This window comes from Rhizobium sp. AN5, assembly GCF_900215255.1.
Taxonomy (GTDB): domain Bacteria; phylum Pseudomonadota; class Alphaproteobacteria; order Rhizobiales; family Rhizobiaceae; genus Agrobacterium; species Agrobacterium tumefaciens.
Map to the genome: position 1 here is coordinate 782,397 of NZ_OCMJ01000004.1, position 25,527 is coordinate 807,923.

General features: G+C 58.7%; 24 protein-coding genes. 15 read left to right on the forward strand and 9 right to left on the reverse strand.

The features are described from left to right. Positions 1-64: 64 nt before the first annotated feature. Together CRP02_RS16245 and CRP02_RS16250 are read right to left on the reverse strand one after the other, a co-directional pair. Positions 65-1,564 carry a globin-coupled sensor protein gene (locus tag CRP02_RS16245; protein ID WP_097171735.1) on the reverse strand — a complete coding sequence of 500 codons (1,500 nt, stop codon included), beginning with the start codon at positions 1,562-1,564 and terminating at the stop codon, positions 65-67. A 224-nt stretch (positions 1,565-1,788) separates the two neighbouring features. Continuing rightward, positions 1,789-2,358 (reverse strand): NYN domain-containing protein, encoded by a 570-nt coding sequence (locus tag CRP02_RS16250; RefSeq protein ID WP_013635795.1) that lies wholly within the window; start codon positions 2,356-2,358, stop codon positions 1,789-1,791. A gap of 391 nt (positions 2,359-2,749) precedes the next feature. Here CRP02_RS16250 and rpoZ point away from each other — a divergent pair, with 391 nt between their 5' ends. From rpoZ to recO, 11 genes are all read left to right on the forward strand, one after another. Next, on the forward strand, positions 2,750-3,142 hold the full coding sequence (gene rpoZ, locus CRP02_RS16255) for a DNA-directed RNA polymerase subunit omega (protein ID WP_003512234.1): 393 nt from the start codon (positions 2,750-2,752) through the stop codon (positions 3,140-3,142). Positions 3,143-3,274: 132 nt separating this feature from the next. Further along, the gene (locus tag CRP02_RS16260; protein WP_097103234.1) at positions 3,275-5,509 is read left to right on the forward strand and encodes a RelA/SpoT family protein; all 2,235 of its coding nucleotides are present in this window, start codon (positions 3,275-3,277) and stop codon (positions 5,507-5,509) included. A 196-nt stretch (positions 5,510-5,705) separates the two neighbouring features. Continuing rightward, positions 5,706-5,852, forward strand: a complete 147-nt coding sequence (locus CRP02_RS16265) for a hypothetical protein (RefSeq protein ID WP_003496944.1) — start codon at positions 5,706-5,708, stop codon at positions 5,850-5,852. 449 nt (positions 5,853-6,301) lie between these two features. Further along, positions 6,302-6,880, forward strand: coding sequence for a DUF2062 domain-containing protein (locus CRP02_RS16270; protein ID WP_097171736.1), 579 nt, complete (start codon positions 6,302-6,304; stop codon positions 6,878-6,880). Further along, positions 6,877-7,281, forward strand: coding sequence for a holo-ACP synthase (gene acpS / locus CRP02_RS16275; RefSeq protein ID WP_003512241.1), 405 nt, complete (start codon positions 6,877-6,879; stop codon positions 7,279-7,281). Before CRP02_RS16270 ends, acpS begins: the two co-directional genes overlap by 4 nt. Before the next feature lie 211 nt (positions 7,282-7,492). Continuing rightward, positions 7,493-8,239, forward strand: coding sequence for a signal peptidase I (lepB, locus tag CRP02_RS16280; RefSeq protein ID WP_097102059.1), 747 nt, complete (start codon positions 7,493-7,495; stop codon positions 8,237-8,239). Further along, positions 8,236-8,949, forward strand: coding sequence for a ribonuclease III (gene rnc / locus CRP02_RS16285; RefSeq protein ID WP_097171737.1), 714 nt, complete (start codon positions 8,236-8,238; stop codon positions 8,947-8,949). The genes lepB and rnc overlap by 4 nt, the downstream gene beginning before the upstream one ends. 83 nt (positions 8,950-9,032) lie before the next feature. Further along, complete coding sequence (era, locus tag CRP02_RS16290) at positions 9,033-9,983, forward strand: GTPase Era (protein WP_013635798.1); 951 nt, start codon at positions 9,033-9,035, stop codon at positions 9,981-9,983. A gap of 181 nt (positions 9,984-10,164) precedes the next feature. Beyond that, complete coding sequence (locus CRP02_RS16295) at positions 10,165-10,917, forward strand: Crp/Fnr family transcriptional regulator (RefSeq protein ID WP_003512249.1); 753 nt, start codon at positions 10,165-10,167, stop codon at positions 10,915-10,917. A gap of 136 nt (positions 10,918-11,053) precedes the next feature. Continuing rightward, positions 11,054-11,431, forward strand: a complete 378-nt coding sequence (locus CRP02_RS16300) for a response regulator (RefSeq protein ID WP_025592901.1) — start codon at positions 11,054-11,056, stop codon at positions 11,429-11,431. A 56-nt stretch (positions 11,432-11,487) separates the two neighbouring features. Then, positions 11,488-12,252 carry a DNA repair protein RecO gene (gene recO, locus CRP02_RS16305; RefSeq protein WP_097102061.1) on the forward strand — a complete coding sequence of 255 codons (765 nt, stop codon included), beginning with the start codon at positions 11,488-11,490 and terminating at the stop codon, positions 12,250-12,252. A 2-nt stretch (positions 12,253-12,254) separates the two neighbouring features. Here recO and CRP02_RS16310 read toward each other — a convergent pair whose 3' ends face one another. After that, positions 12,255-13,469: an MFS transporter gene (locus CRP02_RS16310; RefSeq protein ID WP_065704828.1), complete on the reverse strand. Its 1,215-nt coding sequence runs from the start codon at positions 13,467-13,469 to the stop codon at positions 12,255-12,257. Between the two features lie 177 nt (positions 13,470-13,646). On the opposite strand from CRP02_RS16310, the gene CRP02_RS16315 reads away from it, so the two are divergent. Further along, positions 13,647-14,381, forward strand: a complete 735-nt coding sequence (locus CRP02_RS16315) for a class I SAM-dependent methyltransferase (protein ID WP_097171738.1) — start codon at positions 13,647-13,649, stop codon at positions 14,379-14,381. A gap of 232 nt (positions 14,382-14,613) precedes the next feature. Here CRP02_RS16315 and CRP02_RS16325 read toward each other — a convergent pair whose 3' ends face one another. The 4 genes from CRP02_RS16325 to CRP02_RS16340 all read right to left on the reverse strand — a co-directional run bounded on the left by CRP02_RS16325 (position 14,614) and on the right by CRP02_RS16340 (position 20,673). Continuing rightward, positions 14,614-15,456: an MOSC domain-containing protein gene (locus tag CRP02_RS16325; RefSeq protein WP_097171739.1), complete on the reverse strand. Its 843-nt coding sequence runs from the start codon at positions 15,454-15,456 to the stop codon at positions 14,614-14,616. Positions 15,457-15,466: 10 nt separating this feature from the next. After that, complete coding sequence (locus CRP02_RS16330) at positions 15,467-16,111, reverse strand: HD domain-containing protein (protein WP_097102068.1); 645 nt, start codon at positions 16,109-16,111, stop codon at positions 15,467-15,469. After that, the gene (locus CRP02_RS16335; RefSeq protein ID WP_179784047.1) at positions 16,108-18,879 is read right to left on the reverse strand and encodes a DUF2339 domain-containing protein; all 2,772 of its coding nucleotides are present in this window, start codon (positions 18,877-18,879) and stop codon (positions 16,108-16,110) included. Before CRP02_RS16335 ends, CRP02_RS16330 begins: the two co-directional genes overlap by 4 nt. Positions 18,880-19,119: 240 nt before the next feature. Continuing rightward, positions 19,120-20,673: a VOC family protein gene (locus tag CRP02_RS16340; protein WP_097103238.1), complete on the reverse strand. Its 1,554-nt coding sequence runs from the start codon at positions 20,671-20,673 to the stop codon at positions 19,120-19,122. Positions 20,674-20,965: 292 nt separating this feature from the next. Between CRP02_RS16340 and CRP02_RS16345 the strand changes: the two genes are divergently transcribed. From CRP02_RS16345 to CRP02_RS16355, 3 genes are all read left to right on the forward strand, one after another. Continuing rightward, a complete protein-coding gene (locus CRP02_RS16345; protein ID WP_097171740.1) occupies positions 20,966-22,009 on the forward strand; it encodes an ABC transporter substrate-binding protein in 1,044 nt (347 codons plus the stop codon). A gap of 88 nt (positions 22,010-22,097) precedes the next feature. Then, entirely contained in the window at positions 22,098-22,886 is a 789-nt protein-coding gene (locus tag CRP02_RS16350; RefSeq protein WP_003512279.1) for an ABC transporter ATP-binding protein, read from the forward strand. Then, positions 22,883-23,701, forward strand: coding sequence for an ABC transporter permease (locus CRP02_RS16355; protein ID WP_003512280.1), 819 nt, complete (start codon positions 22,883-22,885; stop codon positions 23,699-23,701). Before CRP02_RS16350 ends, CRP02_RS16355 begins: the two co-directional genes overlap by 4 nt. Before the next feature lie 117 nt (positions 23,702-23,818). On the opposite strand, the gene CRP02_RS16360 is transcribed toward CRP02_RS16355, so the two are convergent. Both CRP02_RS16360 and CRP02_RS16365 read right to left on the reverse strand, forming a co-directional pair. Then, the gene (locus CRP02_RS16360) at positions 23,819-24,502 is read right to left on the reverse strand and encodes a metal-binding protein ZinT (protein WP_097171741.1); all 684 of its coding nucleotides are present in this window, start codon (positions 24,500-24,502) and stop codon (positions 23,819-23,821) included. A gap of 200 nt (positions 24,503-24,702) precedes the next feature. Next, positions 24,703-25,524: a mechanosensitive ion channel family protein gene (locus CRP02_RS16365; RefSeq protein ID WP_019565366.1), complete on the reverse strand. Its 822-nt coding sequence runs from the start codon at positions 25,522-25,524 to the stop codon at positions 24,703-24,705. Positions 25,525-25,527: the final 3 nt, after the last annotated feature.

Sequence of the window (25,527 nt, forward strand, 5' to 3'; positions counted from 1 at the left end):
TAGATTGCTGTGAGAAGCACAGGAATGAGAGTGAGGATGCTTTCGCCTCTTCAATAGACAGCTCTCACGCCGCCCTATAAGTCCGCTCCACATAGGACGTGGACGCCGAAACGCTGAATCGGCTGACCAGTGCCGCCAGATTGGCGCTCACATCGCTCAGATTGTGCGTGGCCGCGTTGGTTTCTTCCACCATGGCCGCATTCTTCTGGGTCAGATTGTCCATGCTGTTGATGGCGGCACTGATTTCCTGAATGCCGACGGACTGCTCCTGGGCGGCCTTGGTCAGTGAGGTGATATGTTCCTGAATATGATCCACCTTGTTGCCGATCGTATTCAGCGATTGCCCGGTTTTATTGACCAGCGATACGCCCTGCATCACATCCTCCGAGGATTTGGTGATGAGGGTCTTGATCTCCTTGGCGGCGTTGGCTGAACGCTGCGCCAGCTCACGCACTTCCTGGGCGACGACGGCAAACCCCTTTCCTGCTTCACCGGCACGCGCGGCTTCCACACCGGCATTCAGCGCCAGAAGGTTGGTCTGGAACGAAATCTCGTCGATGACGGAGATGATCTGAGTGATCTTCTGCGACGATTCCTCGATGGCGCCCATCGCTTTTACCGCTTCCGTCACCACATCCCGTGACCGCGCCGCTTCGGCGGCCGAGCTTTCGACGATGGCCTTGGCTTCTCCGGAGCGCTGCGCCGAAAGCTTGGAAATGGTGGTGATTTCCTCGACGGCGGCGGCGGTTTCCTCAAGGGCTGCTGCCTGCTGCTCTGTTCTGCGGGCCATGTCGTCGGTCGCGGATGTCAGTTCGCGCGTATTGCCTGATATCTTGTTGGCTTCCTCGACGATCTGCGAGAATGCACCCGAGAGATTGCCGACCGCAGCGTTGAAATTGGCAATCAGCCCCTCGAATTGCGGTGCAGTCTTTTCATTGATGCTGGAGGTGAGGTCGCCATTCGCCAGCTTGTTCAGGGCGTTGTTGAGCAGTTCGAGAACCTGCTCCTGCTCCTTCTTCATCTGCGCCTGTTGTTCCTCGACCTTCAGCCGCTCGGCGGCAAGCACGTCGAGGTAGACGGAGATCGAATAGTCCATGTCGAGAAGGGCGGCCTTGATCGTTACCGTCAGGGCGTCGTTCAGCTTCTTGGCCTTCTTTTCCTGGAAAAGGCCCTTCAGTTCCGAATTGACGACGGCTTTGACGATGCCATCAAGCATCAGCGCGTAACCGCCAATATACCATCTCGGCTCCAGCCCCAGCCTTGCATGGGTACGGCCGATGGCCGTCACGGCATCGGTATAGTCCGAGTTGAAAGTGCCGGAGGCAATTCTTGCCCAGTGTTTCATCTGCATGCCTTTTGCATGCTGGACATGTGCTTCGCTTGCAAAGAACTTCGCCGTTTCCGGCACGGAACGCGCCTTCGCATAAAAACGGTCGAGAGAGGCGTCGAGAGAGCCTGTAATGACGCCCTTCATGTCCGAAAGGTTTTGCCGTTGCTCCTGGCCAAGTCCCAGAAAATTAAGTCTTTCGTCGAGTTGTTGATTGGTTTTTACTTGGCCATGCATGTCTGAACATCCTGATTTGACACCGAAATCATGTCGTTGGTGCCGTTGGGTGATTTAGACACGTCTAAAATTAACCAAGATATAATTTTGACTGGCTGAATTTGATGTTTGTTAATTTTAAGAGGAATTTTCCGGCAGGAATACACGGTTGTGGCGCCAAACAAAAACGCGCCCGCCTTGCAGACGGACGCGTTTTGATTGTGTCAGCGGCTTAAAAACCGGGATCAGATCGTCTCGGGGCTTTCGACGTGCCGGGCAGGGCGCTCGTTGGGGTCACGCCCGATTTCGGCCTTCAAGGTCATGAGATCAATGAAGTGATCTGCCTGCCTGCGCAGATCGTCGGCGATCATTGCGGGCTGCGTTGCCATGGTGGACACCACGGAAACCTTGCGGCCCTTGCGCTGAAGCGCGTCCACCAGCTTGGTGAAATCGCCGTCACCGGAAAACAGAACCAGATGATCGACGGTCTCTGACTGTTCCATGGCATCGACAGCAAGTTCGATATCCATGTTGCCTTTGATCTTGCGGCGACCGAGCGCGTCGGTGAATTCCTTCGCCGGCTTCGTCACGACCTTGTAGCCGTTATAATCCAGCCAGTCGATCAGAGGGCGGATCGAGGAATATTCCTGATCCTCGATCAATGCGGTGTAATAGTAGGCGCGCAGCAGGTATCCGCGCTTCTGAAACGCCTTGAGAAGCTTGCGATAGTCGATATCGAACCCCAGGCTTTTAGATGCTGCATAAAGATTGGCTCCATCTATAAAGAGCGCAATTTTCTCCCGTGGATCGAACATTCCATCCCATTCCTTTTTTGGAAAGGCCATTATCTGGCTTTTATTTCCGGTCGCAAATGCGAAAAATCATGTCGTATCAACGAATTTTGCGTAGCGCCGTTGCGTTTTAAGTAAGGTAACTTCACCCGTATTCCAAGACAATTCTTCTAGACATTTTGTTCATCAGACGCCAAACAAGGGCAATAAGGTGCCAAAAGACGCCAAAGACAGGAAAAACTTGAATTCCGCGGCCAATGGCTGTATCGGAAGCTGGAAGGCTTCGTCGCGAGGAATCCAAAGCGTTTTTCGCAAGGCACGAAGCGCAGATTCAATAGGTTAGAGCATCCCTTGTGCATCCTCAAGAAAGCACGGCGCTCTGATCCACGACATTACGACTCGCAAAGGACAGGCAATGGCCCGCGTCACAGTTGAAGATTGCATTGATAAAGTAGACAACCGTTTCGAGCTGGTCCTTCTTGCCAGCCACCGTGCGCGCCAGATTTCCCAGGGCTCGTCCATCACGGTTGACCGCGACAACGACAAGAACCCGGTCGTCGCTCTGCGCGAAATCGCCGACGAGATGCTCTCGCCCGACGACCTCAAGGAAGACCTCATCCATTCGTTGCAGAAGCATGTGGAAGTGGACGAGCCCGAGCCCGATCCGGTTACGCTCGCAGCCTCCGCTACTGCCGATGGCGAAGAGGACGACCAGCCGGAAACCGTTACTTTCGACCAGATGTCGGAAGAAGAACTGCTGGCCGGTATCGAAGGCCTTGTGCCGCCGGAAAAAAATGACGACTATTGATCTGACTTTATGACGCCATTGGCAGGCGGTGGTTACCGTCTGTCAATATTTGCCGTCATAATCTGATCCCTATTGATGCAGCATTGTGCGCCGACCCCAAGGTTGGCGCGCTTTCTTTTTGTGGAATATCGCATGATGCGGCAATACGAACTCGTTGAGCGGGTTCAAAAATATAAACCGGATGCGAATGAGGCCCTGCTGAACAAGGCCTATGTTTATGCAATGCAGAAACATGGCCAGCAAAAGCGGGCCAATGGCGACCCCTATATCTCGCATCCGCTGGAAGTTGCCGCCATCCTGACGGAAATGCATCTCGACGAATCGACCATCGCGGTGGCGCTGCTGCACGATACGATCGAGGACACCACCGCCACCCGCGCTGAAATCGACGAGCTGTTCGGCGAGGATATCGGCAGACTGGTGGAGGGGCTGACCAAGCTCAAGAAACTCGATCTCGTCACGCGCAAGGCCAAGCAGGCTGAAAACCTGCGCAAGCTGCTACTTGCAATTTCCGATGACGTGCGCGTTCTTCTGGTCAAACTGGCCGACCGCCTGCACAACATGCGCACGATGGAATATATGCCGGCTGACAAGCGCAGCCGCATTTCCGAAGAAACCATGGAAATCTATGCGCCGCTGGCAGGCCGCATGGGCATGCAGGACATGCGCGACGAGCTGGAGGACCTGTCCTTCCGTTACCTCAATCCGGAAGCCTATGAGACGGTGACCAACCGCCTTCAGGAACTGGAAACGCGCAACGAAGGGCTCATCAAGAAGATCGAGGACGAGCTGCGCGAGCTTCTCGTGGCGAACGGCCTGCTCGGCGCCAGCGTAAAGGGGCGTCAGAAGAAGCCCTATTCGGTGTTCCGCAAGATGCAGTCGAAATCGCTCTCTTTCGAGCAACTGTCCGACGTCTACGGCTTCCGCATTCTGGTGGACGATATTCCTTCCTGCTACCGGGCGCTCGGCATCGTCCACACGCGCTGGCGCGTGGTACCCGGCCGCTTCAAGGACTATATCTCCACGCCGAAGCAGAACGACTATCGCTCCATCCACACCACGATCGTTGGCCCTTCGCGCCAGCGTATCGAGTTGCAGTTGCGCACCAAGCGCATGCACGAAATCGCCGAATTCGGCATTGCCGCCCATGCGCTTTATAAGGACGGGGAAAACGGGGAGGGCGATCTGCTCTCGCCGGAGAGCAACGCCTATTCCTGGCTGCGCCACACCATCGAATCGCTGGCAGAAGGCGACAGCCCAGAAGAATTCCTCGAACACACCAAGCTGGAACTGTTCCAGGACCAGGTGTTCTGCTTCACGCCCAAGGGCAAGCTGATTGCGTTGCCGCGTGGCGCCACCCCCATCGATTTCGCCTATGCGGTGCACACCAATATCGGCGACACCACTGTTGGCGCCAAGATCAACGGGCGGATCATGCCGCTTGTGACCCGGCTCAACAACGGCGACGAGGTGGAGATCATCCGCTCCGGCGTGCAGGTTCCGCCCGCCGCATGGGAAGAGGTGGTGGTGACGGGCAAGGCCCGCTCGGCCATCCGCCGCGCCACGCGCATGGCCATCCGCAAGCAATATTCCGGTCTCGGCTACCGTATTCTGGAGCGCACTTTCGAACGTGCCGGCAAGGCCTTCTCGCGTGAAGCGCTGAAACCTGTGCTGCATCGTCTGGCGCAGAAGGATGTGGAAGACGCTATCGCCGCCGTCGGGCGCGGCGAGGTCTCCTCGCTCGATGTGCTGCGTGCGGTCTATCCGGATTATCAGGACGAGCGCGTGACGGTGAAGATGACCGGCGACGACGGCTGGTTCAACATGCGCAGCGCCTCCGGCATGGTCTTCAAGATCCCCGGAAAGTCGCGCTCCGTTCTGGAGGACGATGGCGCAACCGAAATGCTCGATGGGCCGGACCCGCTGCCCATCCGTGGCCTTTCCGGCAATGTCGATGTGCATTTCGGTGCCGCCGGCGCCGTTCCGGGCGATCGCATCGTCGGCATCATGGAAAAAGGCAAGGGCATCACTATCTATCCCATTCAGGCGCCGGCGTTGCAGCGTTTCGACGATGAGCCGGAGCGCTGGATTGATGTCCGCTGGGATCTTGATGAGGCGAACAAGTCGCGCTTCATGGCGCGGGTGATGATCAACGCGCTGAACGAACCCGGCACGCTCGCCTCCGTGGCGCAATCGATCGCGACGCTGGATGTCAACATACGCGCCCTGAATATGGTCCGCATCGGCACGGATTTCTCCGAACTGGCGTTGGATGTCGAAGTCTGGGATTTGCGGCAACTCAACCAGCTGCTGTCGCAGTTGAAAGACCTCGATTGCGTATCGACTGTCAAACGTGCCTTCGATTGAGGCATTTTTGATCATTCGCACATTCCAAAAGGCCGCTGTTATGCATTGGGTGCATGGCAGCGGCCTTTTACTGTCTCTGGTCTCGCATGTGGTTTGCGACTATCTTCCTTTCAGAAATTGAAAACGGAAAACGCGGCGTGCCGGTGGTCCTACACCGATGAGAAACGCCATTTCCAAACTGAAAGGACATGAAATCATGTTTACTCCGCTTCGCAAGATCGCCCGTGCAGTTCGTGGCAAGACGACTCAGGAACGCGAATTCGAATATCTCAGCGGCTCCGTGTCGAATGTAGACCTCGAGTTCCGCCAGCGCGAAATCGACCGCGGCCTGTTCCGCCGGTAATGCACTCAGCGCATGGCAGCCGTTCGCCATGCGTATGGGACTTGGAAGGTGGGTGGCCGTTGTCGGACAACTCCTTCTCGTGTCTCGTAAGACTGTATGATTGCGCGCTACGAACGGGCGTTCACCGTTGTCCGGTCTAAATGATAGGACACGCTGCTTTTGAAACGAATTTGACGGCGAGAGGGTGCTTGTTTCCTCGACGTCATCCTTGGGCTCGTCCCAGGGATCTGATAACCTTGCATTCAATCAATCGGTTGCAAATCCTCGGGGCAAGCCCGAGGATGACGTCAGAGTGTTCGGCAAGATTCGTATTCTCTGGTGACGCCACGTGGTGTTGGCGGAATTCCAGCTATAGGCCGGAATGACGGGGAAAATACGCCTGCAAAAGAAATCCCCGTGACGTATACGATGCTCTTGGCTCAGCCGGGGCGATGAAATAGACTGCCCTCATGCCGTTTCGCCGCCGTGAACCCGTTGGTTTTTCAGAGAAGATTCGTGACCTCTTTTGGCCGCGCACGGGTTTTACCCGTTCGCTGCGCTATATGAAGCTGCGTCTGCTGCGGTTGTCCGCGTCTCCGCATTCGATTGCTGCCGGTGTCGCGCTCGGTATCGGCGTGGCGTGGACACCATTTCTCGGCGTCCATATCATCATCGCCATGGCGCTCGGTTTCCTCATGCGCGTCAATCTCGTTGCGGCGGCACTCGGCACCACCTTCGCCAATCCCCTGACATTTCCGTTCATCTGGGCGTCCACCTGGGAACTCGGGCATTTCCTGCTCGGACGACAGAAGGAGGCGGGGGGTGTGCATGTGGATTTCGTTGCGCTGTTCAGCCACCTCGAATTCCGGCAGATATGGAGGCCGGTGCTGGAACCCATGACCGTCGGTGCGCTTCTGCCTGCGGCCGTGAGTGCGGTCATCGCCTATATCACCGTCTACAGCCTCATCAGCGGTTTCCAGCGCCGCAAGATGGAAAATCTCGCGCATCGCGCCGCCAATAAAAACGCGTCTCTGGAGATGTTGAAATGATCCTTGGATTGGGCAGCGACCTGATCGATATCCGCCGCGTCGAACATTCGCTCACCCGTTTCGGTGAACGTTTCACGCACCGCTGTTTCACCGATATCGAGCGCGCCAAGTCCGATGGCCGCAAGAACCGCGCGGCATCCTACGCCAAGCGTTTCGCCGCCAAGGAAGCCTGTTCCAAGGCGCTCGGAACCGGCCTTGCGAACGGCGTTTTCTGGAAGGATATGGGGGTCGTCAATCTGCCGGGCGGCAAGCCGACCATGGCGCTCACCAACGGTGCCGCAGAAAGGCTGGCGGCCATGCTGCCCGCCGGTCACCGCGCCAATATCCATCTGACCATCACGGACGATTACCCTTACGCTCAGGCATTTGTGATTATCGAGGCGCTTCCCGTGAGCGACTGAGACCGGCGGCTGCCGCATTGGCGGCCTATTTGCAGGCGTATGACAGAAGCGCTTCCCTTCCGGCTGGAAAGGTTCTAGAGAAGTCGCAGAAATATGAAAGCGTCGCTGGCTGCGTGAAAAATTGCTTCACCCCGCCGCAGTCGCGAGCAACAACGGCCCGGACGCCTCCGTCAAATCGCAGGAACCGGTAAACAATCAGGCAGGTCTTTAAGTGTCCGAAAAAGCTGAAAAGAAGCAGAACGCCCTCTGGGAAAACGTCAAGGTCATCATTCAGGCGCTGCTGCTGGCCATGGTCATCCGCACCGTGCTGTTTCAGCCCTTCACGATCCCTTCAGGGTCGATGATGCCGACGCTGCTGGTAGGCGACTATCTTTTCGTCAACAAGTTCTCCTACGGCTATTCGAAATATTCGCTGCCCTTTTCGCCGAACCTGTTTTCAGGCCGTATCCTCGAATTCAGCAAGCCCAAGCGCGGCGATGTCGTGGTCTTCCGCCTGCCGCCCAATCCTGAAGTCGATTACATCAAGCGTCTCGTCGGCTTGCCCGGTGACCGCATCCAGGTAACGAACGGCGTGCTGTTCATCAACGGCCAGCCGGTTCCGAAGCAGCCTGACGGCACCTTCACCTCCGATTACCGTGCCGATCCGGGCGCCAATGTACCGGTGTTCCGTGAAACGTTCGATAATGGCGTTACCTTCGACACGCTCGACCAGTCGCCCGATTCGCGCGGCGACAACACCCGCGAATTCCTGGTGCCGGAAGGCCATTATTTCATGATGGGCGATAATCGCGACAACTCGCTCGACAGCCGTTTCGATGTCGGTTTCGTGCCGGAAGAAAACCTGATCGGCCGCGCCAGCGTCATCTTCTTCTCGCTGGGCAATGACACGCCGTTCAGCCGCATTTGGGACTGGCCGTCCAACATGCGCTGGGACCGTCTCTTCAAGGTTGTGGGATGAGTAAGACCAAGCCGCTGTCGATTGCGGAGATTTCCCGTCTCGAAGCGTTGATCGGATATGAATTCAAGGAAAAGGCCCGGCTCGACCGGGCCTTGACCCATGCGAGTGCCCGTTCCGCTGCGGCGGGCAATTACGAGCGGCTGGAGTTTTTGGGCGACCGCGTTCTCGGCCTTTGTGTTGCCGAGCTGTTGTTCTCCACCTTCCGCAACGCCAGCGAAGGTGAGCTTTCGGTTCGCCTCAACCAGCTTGTCAGCGCCGAATCCTGCGCCACTATCGGCGACGAGATGGGCCTGCATAATTTCATTCGCACCGGATCGGATGTGAAGAAGCTGACCGGCAAGGCAATGCTGAACGTGCGCGCCGATGTGGTCGAAAGCCTGATCGCCACTCTTTATCTGGATGGTGGTCTGGAAGCATCCCGCAAGTTCATTCTGAAATACTGGCAGGGCCGCGCAACGCGCGTGGATGCCGGACGGCGCGATGCCAAGACTGAATTGCAGGAATGGGCGCATGCCAGATTTGCGGTGACGCCCGCTTACCGGGTTGACGATCGCTCCGGACCGGATCACGATCCAAGCTTCACCGTGACGGTGGAAATTCCCGGCGTAAAGCCGGAAACCGGCGTCGAGCGCTCCAAGCGCGCAGCCGAACAGGTGGCAGCAACCAGATTGCTGGAACGCGAAGGCGTCTGGCAGAAAAGCTCCACCTAGAACTGAGCGCCCAAAAGATAGTGGCGCTAAAATCGAGCGCATGGCGAGCCTTGTGGCCGCATGTTGAATACCTCAGACCTTGAATGGATATCATGACCGATCACGAAAACCCCGCCGTTGCCGGCGAAGACATCGCCCTTCCGACCCGCTCCGGCTTCGTGGCCCTCATCGGCCCGACCAATGCCGGCAAGTCGACGCTGGTCAACAGGCTGGTGGGTGCAAAAGTTTCGATCGTCAGCCACAAGGTACAGACGACGCGAGCCGTGATGCGCGGCATCGCCATTCACAAAAATGCGCAGATTGTTTTCATGGACACGCCCGGCATCTTCAAGCCGCGCCGCAGGCTCGACCGCGCCATGGTCACCTCGGCCTGGGGCGGCGCGAAGGATGCGGATCTCATCCTGCTGCTGATCGACAGCGAACGCGGCCTGAAGGGTGATGCGGAAGCGATTCTCGAGGGGCTGAAGGATGTTCCGCAGAAGAAAATCCTCTGCCTCAACAAGATCGACCAGGTGAAGCGCGAAGACCTGCTGAAGCTTGCCGCCGCCGCTAACGAGCACGTAACCTTCGACCGGACCTTCATGATTTCGGCCACCAACGGCTCTGGCTGCGAAGACCTGATGGATTATCTGGTCGATACCCTCCCGGAAGGTCCGTGGTATTATCCGGAAGACCAGATTTCCGATCTGCCGATGCGCCAGCTCGCCGCCGAAATCACCCGCGAAAAGCTGTTCCTGCGTCTGCATCAGGAGCTTCCCTACGCCTCGCATGTCGAGACGGAGAAGTGGGAAGAGCGCAAGGACGGCTCCGTGCGCATCGAGCAGGTGATCTATGTCGAGCGCGACAGCCAGAAGAAGATCGCTCTCGGCAAGAACGGCGACGCGATCAAGGCGATCTCCACCGCCTCGCGCAAGGAACTGTCTGAAATCCTCGAACAGCCGGTCCACCTCTTCCTGTTCGTCAAGGTTCGCGAAAACTGGGGCGACGATCCCGAGCGTTTCCGCGAAATGGGCCTGGAATTTCCGCGGGGATAAGGCACATCCGGTTCCTCCCACATTCCTGTGACAGGCACAGGAATGTGGATGTGCCGGCCGGAAACGGAACGACACACAACGAACATTCTGAATATCTTCAACCTTTTATCGGGAACCGAATGCATTCGGGTGGGTTGTTCCAAAACGATTGGGCGCAACCTTTTTTCGATGATGGATATTCATGTCGCCAAAAAAACCGAACGGAATTTCCACCACCCCGTGTCAGCACTGTCCCTTGCGCGACCTGCCGCATTTCAGGGACTTTTCCTCTTCCGAACTGGATTTCGTCTCCCGTTTCAAGACGGGAGAACTGGCGGTCGAAAGCGGTTCCGTCATTTTGATGGAAGGGTCGCACAGCGCCCATCTCTACACTGTCCTTCAAGGCTGGGCTTTCCGTTATAAAACACTGGAAGACGGCAGGCGGCAGATCCTCAATTATGTCATGCCAGGCGATCTCGTCGGCCTGCAGGGCACGGTCATGGGGGAAATGCAGCATTCGGTGGAGGCGCTGTCGCCGGTGACGCTGTGTGTCTTCGAGCGCTCGCGACTCAACAACCTTTTCACCGATCATCCGACACTTGCCTATGACCTGACGTGGATTGCAGCAAGCGAGGAGCGCATGCTCGACAACCACTTGCTCAGCATCGGCCGGCGCACAGCGATCGAGCGTGCCGCCTACCTCATCGCGTTCCTTTACAGCAAGGCAAAGGCGGTTAATCTCGTGCAGGGCGAAACGCCGATCCCGGTAACCCAGCAGCATGTTGCCGATACGCTCGGCCTCTCCATCGTCCACACCAACAAGACCTTGAGAAAGCTTGTCGATCGCGGTCTGATTCGCTGGACGGACAAGGGCTGTCTGGTGCTGGACGATGCCGGACTGAGCCATGTTGCCGGTTGGCAAAACGATGAAAAGCGGCCAAGACCCTTCATCTGATCTTTTTTTGACATGTCTTTTTTAAATGACGTTGGGTCCGTAATTTGCGAACTCTATCGACATGGCGCTTGAAAATCACAGTGGCGACAGCGGCGCAAATCCGTCTGGTTCCCTTCACGTTGAAAGAAGAAGAAACATGGTGCCACAACGCTGCATCATCGTTGAAGATGAATATCTGGTGGCGCTTGACGTCGAGGCGGTTCTCCAGTCCATCGGCGTTGAAACCATCACGATTGCGACGACACTTGCGCAGGCACAGGACGCATTAGGTCGGGATGGCGCCGATTGCGTGCTTCTCGACGTCAGCCTTTCCGACGGCAAGAGTTACGATTTCGCCCGCCACCTGCGCGATCACGGAATTCCCTTCGGTTTCGTCAGCGGTTATGGCGACACGAGTGGTTTCCCCGAAGATCTCGTGCATGCGCCTCTGCTGGGCAAGCCTTTCGGTGAAAACGAAATCGCCGATTTCGTGACGACGCTCGTTGCTGCGGCGCGCGACACCGTAAAAGAATAACGTTTCGCCGTCAGATCGGTTATGATCAGGCTTGAATCGGAATTCGGACAGATTTCATGCAGTGGCAGGACGAGGCAATCATTCTCGGCGTAAAGCGTCATGGCGAGACCAGCGTCATCGCCGAGGTGATGACCCGTTTGCGCGGCCGCCATCTGGGGATGGTGCGCGCCGGGCGCTCCCGCAGCATGCAGCCGGTGCTGCAGGCGGGAAACCGGGTGGATGTGATCTGGCGGGCGCGGCTTGACGACCATCTCGGCGAATTCCGCATTGAGCCTTTGCAATTGCGGGCGGCGCAACTGATGGAAACGGCAACCGCCGTGTATGGCGTGCAGGCCATGGGCGCGTTGCTGCGCCTTTTGCCGGAGCGTGACCCGCATCCGCATCTCTATCAGGCGCTCGACGTCATTCTCGACAATCTCCATGATCCGGTCGATGCTGGCGAATTGTTCGTACGGTTCGAGCTGGCGGTGCTGAACGATCTCGGTTTCGGTCTCGATCTCACGGAATGCGCGGCAACGGGCCTGCGCACCGATCTCATCTATGTATCGCCCAAAACGGGCAGGGCGGTCTGTAGTACGGCGGGGGCGCCCTATGCGGCGCGTATGCTTTCGCTTCCCGCTTTCCTGAGCGAAGGTCAGTCGAAGGCCGCCGATCGCGACAGCCTCGCGGCTGCCTTCCGTCTCACCGCCCATTTCCTCAACCGCCATGTCTATGATCCACGCGGCCTCAATGAAAACGCCGCCCGCGACGGTTTCGTGCAGGCGGCGTTGAAGGCACTGGAGCGCAAGGCGGTGCTGCCTGCGCTCGATAAGGCGGTATAGCCTCAGGCCATTGCTGGCCGAGGTGCCGGTCGTTCCTGGATAGGCCAATGCACGATGGCCGCAAAAATACCCATGCCGACGCCGAGCCACCAGACGAGATCGTAGGAGCCGAGCTTGTCGTAAAGGAAGCCGCCCAGCCAGACACCGAGGAACGAGCCGATCTGATGCGACAGGAATACGACGCCACCCAGCATGCCGAGATGGCGCGTGCCGAACATGATCGCCACCAGCGCATTGGTCGGCGGCACGGTGGAAAGCCACAGGATGCCCATCACGGCCGCGAAGATGATGACCGAAAGCGGCGTTTGCGGCAGAAGCAGGAAAGCCGTGACGGCGATTGAGCGGGCGATATAGATATAGGCCAGCAGATAGGGTTTCGAGTAACGCTGGGCAATGACGCCGGCGGCCAGCGATCCGATGATGTTGAAGAAGCCGATCAGCGCCATGGCGATGACCGCATAGCGGGGTTCGATGCCGATATCGCCGAGATAGGCCGGAAAATGCGCGGTGATGAAGGCCACCTGGAAACCGCAGACGAAAAAGCCGGTGGTCAAAAGCAGATAGCTCTTGTGGCCGAGCGCTTCTCTCAGCGCCTCGCCTGCCGTCTGCTTGAATTGCGTCTGCGACTGGCTGCCGGACGAGGAATTGCCGCGCATCGGATAGGCCAGCAGCGGCACCAGCATCATCATCACGGCAAGCCAGACGAGACTGTCCGACCAGCCATAGGTGGAAATCAGGCCCTGACTGATTGGCGCAAACAGGAACATGCCCGCCGATCCCGCCGCGGTGCCGATGCCGAAGGCAAGCGAGCGTTGCTGCGGCGTAACATGCCGCGCGAAGGCCGAAAGAATGACGCTGAATGAACCAGCGGCAATGCCAAGCCCGACAAGCACGCCACCACCGAAATGCAGCCAGAAGGGCGAAGTGCCGAAGGACATGCAGATGAGGCCAGCCGCATAGAGAAAGCCTGACAGCACGAGTACGCGCCCCGTACCGAATTTATCGGCGATGGCGCCGAAGAAGGGTTGGCCGAGACCCCAGAACAGATTCTGCAACGCCATGGCAAGTCCGAAGGTGGAGCGGTCCCAGCCGGTATCGGCCAGCATGGGTAGCTGGAAAAAGCCCATCGCCGAGCGTGGCCCGAAGGTCATGACCGCGATCAGCGACCCGGCGACGATGATCGCCCAGGGCATGGTTTGGCGTGTGGCTTGCGACATGAAAACTCTCCCGATGCAGCGCCTCGCCCCGTGGGACGCTGTGCCGCAAAATTCCCCTTTGATGAGAGGAATATTATCTTTTGCAAGGCTGGCCCACTAGCAACTTTTCTTGACGGCACTATTCGTGCGATTGATGAGACACTCAGGTGAAATGCCATCGGGCAAGGTGAGGCAACGATGAAGCAGAATATTTACGACGACCCGCAGTTTTTCGAGCGCTACAGCGCCATGCCACGCTCTCTGGAGGGACTGCGTCAGGCGGGCGAATGGCATGAGCTGCGCGCCATGTTGCCAACGCTGAAAGACAAGACCGTTCTTGATCTCGGTTGCGGTTTTGGCTGGCATTGCCGCCATGCCGTAGAGCAGGGCGCGGCGCATGTCATCGGGGTCGATCTGTCGGAAAATATGCTGCGCCGCGCCGCAGAGATAAACGGCGGCCCCGGCATCGAATATCGCCGCGCCGCGATCGAGGACATCGATTTTGCGCCGGAAAGCTTCGATCTGGTACTGAGCTCACTCGCTTTGCACTACGTCCGCGACCTGGATGCGGCATTCGCGAGAGTTTTCTCCGTGTTGAAATCCGGCGGCGACTTCATCTTTTCCATCGAGCATCCCGTGTTCACGGCGCTGGATAAACAGGACTGGTTCTACGGCGAAGATGGCGAAATACTGCACTGGCCGCTCGATAGTTATCAGAACGAGGGCGTGCGCCATTCCAACTGGATGGCGGATGATGTCGTCAAATATCACCGCACGGTGTCAGGCATTCTCAACGCCCTGCTGACTTCCGGCTTTGCGATCACGCGGCTCGCGGAACCGAGGCCCGATCCCGCCCTGCTGGCGGAGCGGCCGGAGATGAAACACGAAGACCGCCGCCCGATTTTCCTGATCGTCGGTGCGAAGAAGCCTTGATAGGAGAGCGGCGTTGCACGGCGTGCGCGATATGATGGATTGAGATCGGTGCGTCGGGCTGGATGCTTGCCGTCGTCCATAGTGCTCCGTGGTATCCTCATCCCTGTGCTTGTCACAGGGATCCGGCCAGCCCAAGTCTTTGGGCTGAAAGGAGTCTTTCCCGTCGCGCAGACGCGCGTCGGCTGGATTCCGGTGACAAGCACAGGAATGAGGGAGCGAGGTTGGACCGGCTCTAGCGCCTTTTGATCGCCCAGCCGTCGGCGCGTTCCTCAACCACCTTTGCCACATCGCCGACAGACAGCCTGCCTTCGCCGCGCGGCGTGACATTCCAGCCGAAGAGCGGGCCGGGCACCCGCCGGTCGCCGGACATGCGGATGCGGCCCATGGCTTTCATGGGCGAGGGCACGTCGCGGGAGCCGGTGATCTGGTCCTGCGTCGTCATGATGCAGCGGGCGCAGGGCTTGACGAGGTCGAAGCGGATGCCGCCGATCTCGATCGCCGCCCAGCGATCTTCCGCCCACGGCTCCTCCGTTTCCAGCACGATATTGGGCCGGAACCGCTCCATGCCAACGGCGTCCTCGCCATTCGCACGCATATTGTCGTTAAGGGCTGCAAGTGAAGCGGTGGTGGTGACGAGGATCTGGTAACCGTCGGCAAAAGTGACGGGCGTTTCGTTGCCGGTCCATTCAAGGCTCGCGATGCGTTTTGCGATGTCGTCGAAGAACACCAGCTTCACCTCACGCCCAAGCCACTCAGACAGTGTGTCGTTGGTTTCGCTATCGGCGATATTGGCGCTGACGACCGATTTCCACACCGCCACATCCATGCGCTCGCCGGAAGGCCTGGCGAAAATCTCGCCATTCGTTTCCCGCGAAAGCACCATGCCGCCATCCGCGTGCTGTGCCAGAACCGTGGCGATGACAGGCAATTCGCGCTGGGTGATGAAGTGGCCCGAAGGGTCGGTCAGCATGGCGCGCCGGTCGCCAGGCAGGCCTTCCGCCGAAACATCGCTTTTCGAGAGGACAATGCCGCGCGCGCTTTTCAGCGGGTAGATGTTGAGTTCGGTAACACGCATTCAGGTCTCCTCAGATTTCGTCGAGAAACAGGTCCAGCACCTGTTTCAGCCGCTCATGGCGGGCCTTTGCCAGTTCTCGCCCGGTTTCGGTGCGGAAACCATCAGCAAGCTTGAACAGCTTGGTTTCGAAATGGTCGATGGCAAAGGCGCGATCATCAAGCGGACGGTCCTTTGCCAGCGGATCGGCCGGGTCGTAAAGCGCCGAACCCATGCGCCCGGCAATATAAAAGCAGCGCGCTGCCCCCACCATGCCGATGGCGTCCAGTCTGTCGGCATCCTGAAGGATTTTTGCCTCCAGCGTCTGCGGCTCGATATTGGCGGAAAAACTGTGGGTGGTGATGGCATGCGCGGCAGCGTCAATATCGGCCTGACGCCAGCCAAGCCCGGCCAGAATGCCGGAGGCTTTTTCCGCCGCAAGACGTGAGGCCTGCGCGCGAAGCGGCGAGTTCTTCTCCACCGCCACGCAATCATGCAAAAGCACGCTGGCCGCCAGCACCGTGCCATCGCCGCCTTCGCCCGCATGGATGCGCATGGCGTTGCGGAAGACGCGGTGGATATGGGCAAGATCGTGCGAGCCGTCGCCCGCATCGGCGGCATGCGGGATAAGGTCCTGCGCAAGCGCCGCATAGGGCGCAAAAGCCTCAGCCGGGATCATGTCTTCGGCTGCCGGGTGAGGATTTTCTGATAGAACAGACCGATGCCGATCAGCACGGCGCCAAGCCCGATGAAGGACAGCGCCCGCAGCACGCCCTCAAGATTGCTCATGTCGATCAGGAATGCCTTGGCGACGGAGATCAGTACGAAGGCGGCGGATGCCAGACGCAGGCTGCGCGCATTGAAGCGCGAACCGACGATGAGCAGCAATACGCCTATCAACAGCCAGACCACCGAGTAGCTGTAGGTCTCGCCCTGCAGGAAGCCTTTCCAGTTGGCAATGTCTTCACCCTGCCAGAAACGGCGGACCGAAAGCGTGGCCCAGGCAAAGCCGAGTGCGGCACCCGCCACGGCCAGCAGGCTGACATAGGCCGCAGGCCGCTTGCCGCGTGCGTAATAGGCAAGGCCGCCATAGGCGAGCGCCGGCAGCAGGTAACCGATCAGCAGCAGGTTGAGGAACGGGATGCGGCCGGTATTTTCGCCGGTGAAATAGGGGTTCAGCGTGAAGAAATGCATCACCAGCACGTTGATGACGGCGATAACGCCTGCAATCATCGAGCCGTAACGGAAGACGGGGCTGGGGCTCTTCAAATCGAGCGTCATCAGAACGCCTGAAAAACCGATGGTCAGCAGCGTATAGATCGACTGTTCGCCAAGCGTCGGCACGCTTTCGTCCAGTGTGCCGCCATTCATCGCATGGCGGATGAGGATTGAGACCGCCAGCAGGCCCATCAGGCTGGCGATGGCCTGCAGGAAGTTCTTTGCCCGGAAGCCCGGCCAGTCGCGCAGCATCCAGGCGGAGACGATGGCGAGCAGCGCCGGAATGCCGTAACCCGGCAGAAGCGCGTTGAAGACCGGCGTGAGCCCAAGATTTTGCGGCCCGACGATGGTCGGCTCCCAGGCGATGCGGCCAAGAACGGCAACACTTGCCACCGCCATGACCCAGGGCAGCACATCCCAGTTGCGCTGGCGGGTTGCCAGCACATAACCGAAACCGATGACGGAAAGCAGTATGGTTGTCGTAAGCCCCTCAGTCAGCGTGTGCAGGCTAAGCGCGAATGCGGCAAACGAGCCGAGCACGAGGATGTTGAGCGGCTTGCGATAGGCCTCGTTGTTTTGTCGGTGCAGCCATTCGGCAGCGGCGATCAGCACGAAACCGAGGCCGAGGCCATAGGCCGCGTGCAGCCAGTCACGACCGAGATTTCCATATTCGACGAAGCTCGCGGTTCCGAGCCAGACCGGGAAGAGAGCTGCAATCCCCGCCCAGAGCTGGGCGAAATCCGGATCGTCCGCGCCCTTGCGTTTCAGGAAGGAAAAACCGCAGAGCAAAAGAATGGCGCCAAGACCAAGCGCCATGGCAATTTCAGCCATGTAGCCGGTTCGCACCGGCGGCAGCGCAATCGAGGTATCGTTGATGATGCCGATGAAATCGAGCCCGGAGCGAGACATCAGCGAGACCGCAGCCTGCGCGCCAAGTGCTGCGATAATGGCGGGCCAGACCGCGTTGCGGCGGGAAGCACCAAGGGCCGCCAGCCCTGCGATGAGCGCTGAGACAATCACGGCCGGATGAAGGTCGATGCCGGCACCGATGACGAGAAAGCTGAATGCAGGCAGGATCACGGCCATTGAGACGGTGAGATTGATGGAAAGCGACGGGCGCAGCAAAAGCCGCATGGCGCGAACGGCGCGCCGCCCGGAAGTTACGGTTTCTCCCGTTTCGGCAGGTGCTGTGTCGACATAGCGTCCGGGCCAGAGGAAGGTCGTACCCGCCAGCATGACGAGCAGCGCAAGGACCGGAGGTGCGGCACTGATCGTATCGGCGATGGCGATATAGCCGAGCGCCCAGAGGCCGAGACCGGCATTGGCAAGCGAGGGAGCCACGGTCCAGCGCTGCCTGCGCGCAGCAGCTGCTGTCGCGAGCCAGGAGATCGTGAGGAAGATAAACAGCGCCCAGACATCAGGCGTTTCGGTGGCGATCAGCGCAGGCGTCAGCATCGAGCCCAAAAGGCCAAGACCGGCGAGCGCCTGCCCGTGCAGAAGTGAAAGGCCAATGGTGCCGAAGGCGACAAGCCCGAGCAGGATGAAAGCGGTGGTGGGGCTTATGTAGTCGTAAATGCCGTAGGCGGCATAGATAACGCCGAACAGTGTCAGTGCACCTGCTGCCGTCAGCACGCCAGGTATCATGGCGTTGGAATAGGTAGTGGCGATACCAGGTACGGCCCTGCGGCGGATTGCTTCGCCGGCAAGACCGAGGCCGAGGCCGAAAATGGCGGCGAGCGAAAGCCGCACGGCCGGGCTCAGGAGCCCAGACTCGATCGAATATTTGATGAGGAAAATGCCGCCGAGCGCCAGCGCCAGCCCACCTGCCCACACTGCCCAGCGTGCACCCAGCAGGCTTTCGAAGCTTTCCTTCGGGGCTGACGCGGATGCGGCCTCAGTGGAAAGCGCACGTGTCTCTTCCCCGCTGGCAAGGTTCTCCGCCGGCGCCATGGCAGCGGCCACTTCGGTTTCGGACGGATATTCCGTTTCGACGAACTCGTCTTCCGGCAAAGCCCGATCTTCTTCTTCCGCCCTGAAATCCGGGTTTTCCGCGGCTGCATCCACCTCCGCCTGTGCGGCAAGAGGAGAGGCCGCCCCGGTGGCTATCAGCCGCTTCAGGCCGTGAACCTCACGCTCCAGCGACTTGATGCGGCTTGAATTGCGGATGCTTGCGACCAGCGTATAGATGAAGGCTGCGATGACGGCGAGGATGAGAAACGGGATTTCCAAACAGACTCTCCAATTACTAAGCTGTTTTTAAAGCCGTTTTGGCGAATTTATGCAAGGCTTGGTTGAGGGATGCGGGAGGTTGCCGTTTGTTTCTTCTCCCCTCCGGGGAGACGGTGGCCCGAAGGGTCGGATGAGGGGAAAACGTTGCCCATCTCACGGCCTTTGCCCCCTATCCCGCTGCCGTGGCTTTCTGCCCTGCGGGGGAGAACAAACCACGAGGCAACGCAGTATCGTCAGATGTCACGCCGCAAGCCAGTGCCGTGCCGCTTCGATATCGGCAAACCCGAGATCGTGACCGTCATCGATCATTTGCACTTCTGCCCGCGCGCCGCCGGCCACAAGCCTGCCTTGCACATCTGCCGCTCTGTCGCGATATTTGTCGCGTTCTCCGGCTACGAGCAGGAAGTTGCGTCCGGTAAGATCACTTTCCGGCCATCTATCGAGAATCGGCAACGGGCGGTAAAGCAGCGCATCCCCGGCAAGCTCCGGGTAGAGTGCCGCAAAGGCCGCATAGAAATTTGCGCCGTTGGAATGGCCGATGAAGCGCAGCTTCGAACGATCCAGACCATAGGACCGAATGGCGCCGTCAATGAAGGCGGCAAAGGCTTCCGCTTCCGAGACGATATCCTTCTGGTCGAAGCTGAAATCGGGCAGACGCCGGAACCAGCGGGCGATGTCTTCCTCCGTGCTGCGGCCACGAACGCCGAGAAGCGTGGCGCCCGGAGCAGCCCGGTGCGCCAGCGGCATCAGGCTGGTTTCACTGCCGCCGGAACCGTGCAGCAGGATGATGGTGCTGCCATCCGGCTTTTCGGGCGTATAGAAGCGGTGCACGAAGGGCAGGTCGCGATAGACGATACGTTCTTCGCCAGGCATCGAAAATTGTGGCAGCGCAACGCGCACATCCGCTTCGTCCTTCATGAAGAGTGGCGGGATGAACAAATTTTCGCCGAGTGCCTCCAGCGGTTCGTCCACGGTCATGCCGGGAGCGTCGGTCGCCATTTCAATCAGCACGCCGCCCGGTTCGCGGACATAAAGCGAGTGGAAATATTTCCGGTCGTGGGCATTCGTGGTGCTGGAATTAAGCGATTTCAGCTCGGCCAGAACCGCGTTCAACTCTTCCAGATCCTTCGCGCGGAAAGCGATGTGGTCAACAGTGCCGGTGCCCGGCGCGCTGGACCAGAAGCCGGTCGCATCGCGCACGTCGATGATGTCGCCACTTTGCGCTACGAGCCGGCGGATCGCGCCTGTCTGGCTTTCCTGCCGGTAGCCGAAATATCTTGTGAGGAACGCCACGGTTTCTTCCGGCACCTCGCTCAGCATCGTCGCGCCATAAATCCGGCGAATGGCGTCTTCTGCGGGGATGTCGTTTGTCACATGCGGCGTGGCATCGGCGAAGGCGTTCGTGCCGACCAGCTTGACGATCAGGCCGTCAGGGTCTTTCAACCGGATGACAGGGGTACCGAATTCGTCGGATGGTCCCTCGGCGCGGATGCCGAATTTCAGCGCGCGCGTCAGCCAGAAACCAATGCTGGCAGGGTCGATCGCCAGTGAAACTTCCAGCGTCTGACCATAACCCACGCGGCCCTGCCCACCGTCTTCCCAGACGAGGAAGGTCAAAAGCGAACCGGGCGAGGCGTTTCCGTCGCCGTAAAGCAGGTGAAGCTGCATGGCATCTTCAAAACCGGCAGTACGTTTGACGAGCCTTAAGCCCAGAAAGCCGGCGTAAAAATCGACATTCGCCTGCACCTTCCGGGTGATCATCGTGATGTGGTGTATGCCCAGTGCAGAATTCATCTTGCCGTCCCCGCCGTTTTGCCTGCTGTTTGTGGCCCTATTTGTCCCACGCTGCGCCTGATCCGCAACCCCGGCAAGTGAGAACGCTGTGTTCGCGGCGTGAACGATATTGCTGTCGCTTCGTTGCATGCGTGATGGGCAAAAATCGGGCTTTTTGCCTGCCGGTTGACCATGGGTGCCTTTAAAATAAGCATACAAAATAACGGCTATTTTGTATGCAATTTTATCTTGCCTTGATGGCTGGAATTGGGTCTTATGCAACCAATCCAACCATAACCATCAGGGGGAATAGATGATATTAACGCGTAGGTTGTTGTCGAGAGCTCTGGCCATTGCTGCAGTCGGTGCCGCTGCCGGGCTGTCGCTGCCGGTAACGAGCGCCCATGCCGAAACACCGGTGAAATTCACGCTCGACTGGAAATTCGAGGGACCTGCCGCAGGTTTCCTGCTGGCGTTGGACAAGGGATACTTCAAGGCCGAGGGCCTCGACGTGACGATCGACAGCGGCAACGGCTCGGTGGAGGCCATTCCGCGCGTGGCGACCGGCGCTTACCAGATGGGTTTCGGCGACATCAATTCGGTGATTAAGTTCCTCGATGAGGATCCGAGCCAGAAGGTCAAGGCCGTTTACATGGTCTATGAACGCCCGACATTTGCCGTCGTCGGCCGCAAGTCGCTTGGTGTCACTGGCGACCCGAAGTCGCTGGAAGGCAAGAAACTCGGCGCGCCGCCGCCGGATGGCGCTTTTGCGCAATGGCCAGCCTTCAAGCAGGTCGCCGGGCTGGACGACAGCAAGATCAAGATCGAATCGATCGGCTTTCCGGTGCGTGAGCCGATGCTCGCCAAGGGCGATGTCGACGGCGTCTTCGGTTTTGCCTTTTCGGTGATCCTCAACCTGAAAAAACAGGGCATTGCCGATGACGATATCTCGACCATCCTGATGGCCGAGCATGGCTTGAATCTTTATGGCAATGCCGTGCTGGTAAACACTGATTTTGCTGAGAAAAACCCTGATGCCGTCAAGGGTTTCCTCAAGGCGCTGGCCAAGGGCTTCGCCGATTCCGTCAAGACCCCTGAAGAGGGTGTGGCGGCCGTGCTCAAGCGTAACGAGACGCTCGACAGCGCGATTGAGCTGGAACGCCTCAACATGGCCAACAGCATGAACATCAAGACACCCTATGTGGTGGAAAATGGCATGGGTGGTGTCGATCCGGCCCGGCTTGCTGCCTCCCTCGAGACCCTGAAAGTTTCCATGGGTCTGAAGGGCAACGTCAAGGCAGAGCAGGTCTTCGACGCGGCTTACCTGCCGCCCAAGCAAGAGCGCATGCTCCCCTGATTGAGGTCACGGCGACCGCTCGGATCGCTTGCCGGTCCGGGCGGTTTGCAATTTTTAAATAGCTTGGGGGGCTGAAAAGGGGACTGCGATGTCACATCTCGTGGAAATAGACAATGTCGACATGCGTTACGGCGGGGCGGCCGGAACGCTGGCTGTATCCGGCCTCAACCTGACGGTCGACAAGGGGGAGTTCGCTGCTGTCGTAGGCCCGTCGGGCTGCGGCAAGTCGACCCTGATGAAGCTGGTAACGGGGCTGCATATCCCGCAAAAGGGCAATGTCATCGTTGCCGGGCGGCAGGTCACGGAACCGGTTTCCATCGTCGGCATGGCGTTTCAGAACCCGACGATGCTGCCCTGGCGCACGACGCTCGAAAATATCCTGCTGCCGCTGGAGATCGTCGAGAAGCACCGCCGGCGTCTTCGCGCGCACAAGGCCGAATATGTCGCCAAAGCCGAACGCCTGCTGGAAATCGTCGGCCTCAAAGGCTTCGGCTCGAAATTCCCCTGGCAGCTTTCCGGTGGCATGCAGCAGCGCGCCAATCTCTGCCGCGCCTTGATCCACGAGCCGGATCTTCTGATGCTGGATGAGCCCTTCGGCGCGCTCGACGCCTTCACCCGTGAGGAACTGTGGTGCGTCATTCGTGATCTGCATACGGCGCAGCGGGTTACCATCATTCTGGTGACACACGATCTGCGCGAAGCGACCTTTCTCGCCGACAAGATTTTCGTGATGAGCGCAAGGCCGGGCCGCGTGCTGGCGGAACACCGCGTGCCTTTCGCGCGGCCGCGCCAGCTGGATATCATGTATGACAAGGGTTTCAACGACATGGTGCAGGAACTGCATGGCGAGATAGCGCAGGCGAGGGTGGCTGCATGAGTGCGTTTGTGGAAAGCAGCATGGCAACCGCGCCGTCGAAACCGCTGATCGCCCGGGTCAACTGGGTGAAGGCCGCCCCCTGGCTATATACGCTGGCGCTGTTTGCAATGTGGGAATTGCTGGTCTACGCGCTGAAAATGCCGCCAACCATTCTGCCGTCGCCCGTGCGTGTGGGGCAGGCCATCGTGCAATATTGGTCGCCGATCTGGAAGAACTCACTGCAGACGCTCTATACCACTACGCTCGGTTTTGCGATTGCCGTCGCGGCGGGTCTCGCCATCGGCCTCTTTATCGGCTGGTCGAAAACCATCTATGCCGGGCTTTATCCGCTGATGATCGGTTTTAATGCCATCCCCAAAGTGGCGCTGGTACCGATCCTCGTCATCTGGTTCGGCATCGGCACTGTTCCTGCGGTTCTGACTGCGTTCCTGATTTCCTTCTTCCCCATCGTCGTCAACGTCGCGACCGGTCTGGCCACCATCGAGCCGGAAACGGAGGACGTGCTGCGCGCACTTGGCGCCAGGAAGATGGATATCATGCTGAAGGTCGGCATTCCGCGCTCCATGCCTTACTTCTTCGGCTCGCTGAAAATCGCCATCACGCTCGCCTTCGTCGGCTCGGTCGTATCGGAAACCGTCGCCTCCAATTATGGCCTCGGTAATATGATGAGTTCGGCGCAAAGCCAGTTCAACGTTCCACTGGTCTTTGCCGGTCTGTTGATGCTCGCCGTGGAAGGTATCGTCATGTATGCGATCATGGCCTGGCTCGAAAAGCGCATGACCGGTTGGGCGCATCGCTCGACCATGGGGCAGTGAGCGGGGAAAGGGCCGTATCAACTCGCATTGGTTGCCTTCTCCCCACTGGGGGGAAGGCGAAATCGTGACAATTCAAGGTTTGACCACATGCTGCGGAAAACCAGGAAGAGTGCGGTCTTAATGCGCCGCCATTTCCTCGACGATCTCAGGGCCATCCATCTGGAACGGATAATAGGTCGGCCAATTGGTCACCTCGTCCAGAAGCGCCTTGCGGTCATTGCCCCAGTAGAGGTGGTAATGGCCGGCTTTTTTAGGCGCGATGGTGTGATCGCTGAACTGAATGAATTGCGGTGCATCCGCATCGCCGCCGGTCTTTTTAAAGATGTACCGCACGCCGCGATTACCCTTCTTGTAGGTCAGGATTTCCTGGCCGTCGCTGACATAAGTGCCTTGCGCTGGTTTGCCTTCCTTATAAAACGCCACGTTGTCGCCCTTGATGGTGATGCGATTGACATCCGTTTTGTAGCCGATTTCGTAATAGGCACGATATTCGGCTGCTGTCTTGTCGCCGTGGGCTGCCTTCTCCGCCATGATCCCATCGAGAGAACCGTTCAGCAGATAGGGATAGACGGACTGCCAGTCACCTTCCCAGTCTGAAAGCGTGCGTGGCTTCACCTGCGCATCCTCGAAGTAACCCTTGTAGATCTGTTTCTCGGCTTCGGTCTGGCCATGGCTGTGGTCGTGGCTGTGACTATGCGCGGTGGACGTCTTGTCTTTTCCGGCCGCCAGTGCCGGGGCTGTCATCAGCAGCATGGAACCGATTGCAAGCGCGCCGGTGACGCGGGTGATGGTTTTTTGCATTCTTCTGGCCCTTATGTGGTTATAAATTGAAGGGTAAGTTATGTAATAACATTACGCATAGGTCGTATAAACACGTCCTTCGCCAGACGCAAGAGCGCCTGCCGCCACCCTTGCGCGAAAAATGGCGAAATCCGGCTCAGGGCCGGCTTTCATATGGAAAAAAGTTGTATGGAGAAGGGAGCGGCTGGGACGCTCCCAATTCACGCGGTTTGTGCGGTTAATTCCGCCTTGCGCTCATCGAAAGCGAGCTTCATTGCCTTCGTCACGTCACGCGTGGTTGCGAAGTAATTGTCGCTGCGCGCCCAGTAGCGCAATTTCACGGTGGCGCTGTCGGCGCTGACCGAATCGACGAAGGTAACGGGGGCGGGGTCCAACAGCACCCGGCTTTCCGAGCGCACCACACGCATCAGCATGTCCTGCGCCGCAGCCAGATCCTCGTCGCTCTTTACCGTCAGGCTCAATTCGTGGCGGCGCGATGGGAAGCGGCTGTAATTGGTGATCGGCACGTTCCACAGGGTGGAATTTGGCGCAAGGCGGTAAAGCCCATCGCTGGTTTTAAGCTCGGTAGCAAACAGGCCGATTTCGATCACCGTGCCGCTCACGGCGCCGGTCTCGATATATTCGCCAACCCGGAAGGGACGCAGCACCAGAAGCATGATGCCGGCGGCGATGTTCTGCAATGTGCCCTGAAGCGCCAGACCGATGGCGAGGCCGGCAGCGCCAAGTGCCGCAAGAATGGAGGCCGTCTGTACGCCGAACTGACCAAGCACCATGACCAGCACCAGAATAAGCACCACGTAACGGATGGCACCCGCGAAGAAACCGGCAAGCGTCGCATCGAAGCCGCGGATGCGCGACAGGCCTTGAAAAGCCCAGCGCTGCAGGAAAGTCGCGGCCAGCCAGCCGATGATCAGAAGCAGGAGCGCACCGATGATCGAAAAGGAATATTGCACCGCCAGCGTGCTCGCCTGTCGTACCGCTGCCTGCGATGCGACGATGATATCCGTTGCCTGTTGTTCCATGAA